Consider the following 901-nt stretch of genomic DNA (forward strand, 5'->3'; position numbering starts at 1 on the left):
GCGGGAAAGCCGTTGTGGCGTCTGCTGGCGGAGATGGAGCCGGAGGAGCTGGTCTCGACGTTGGACTTCCGATACATGACCGATGCGTTGACGCCGGAGGAGGCCGTGGGGATCCTCAAGGCCGGGCGGAGGGGCAAGGCCGGTCGCATCGAGGATCTGCTGAAGGTGGGGTATCCCGGCTACTCCACCGCTGCCGGCTGGCTGGGTTACTCCGATGAGAAGATGGTTGCTCTTGCTCAGGAGGAGTCCCGGGTCAAGGGCTTCCGCCAGATCAAGCTCAAGGTCGGTCAGAATGTGGACGACGACCTTCGTCGTCTGGCTTTGGCGCGTGAGGCGATCGGTCCGGACGTGCGGCTTGCGGTGGATGCGAACCAGGTGTGGGACGTGCCGACCGCGATCGAGTGGATCAACCGGTTCCATGAATTCGATCTGGCTTGGGTGGAGGAGCCCACGAGCCCGGACGATGTGATCGGGCACGCGACCATCGCGCGGGCGATCAACCCGATCCCGGTGGCCACCGGCGAGCAGATGCAGAGCAGGATCATGTTCAAGCAGTATCTTCAGGCGAACGCGTTCGGCATCATGCAGGTGGACGCGACGCGTGTGGCGGGTCCGCAGGAGATCGTGCTGGAGTATCTGCTGGCCAGGAAGTTCAACAAGCCGGTATGCCCGCACGCGGGTGGCGTGGGCCTGTGCGAGGCGGTGTGCCACTTCGCCATGTTCGACTATGTGGCCGTGTCGGGCACGACCGAGGGCCGCATGATCGAGTACGTGGACAACCAGCACGAGCATTTCGTGCATCCGACCGTGATCCGTGACGGCAACTACGTGGCCCCGACCGCGCCGGGCAACGGGTGCGAGATGAATCTGGAGACCACCGAGAAATACCTCCACAAAGACT

Annotated in this window: 1 protein-coding gene; it reads left to right on the forward strand. The window is 63.6% G+C overall.

Going from position 1 to position 901, the window contains the following annotated elements:
- The coding region (locus tag DF200_RS10560; protein WP_109138222.1) for an enolase C-terminal domain-like protein at positions 1-901 on the forward strand (901 nt) is incomplete at both ends.

The organism is Bifidobacterium catulorum, assembly GCF_003129925.1.
Classification (GTDB): domain Bacteria; phylum Actinomycetota; class Actinomycetes; order Actinomycetales; family Bifidobacteriaceae; genus Galliscardovia; species Galliscardovia catulorum.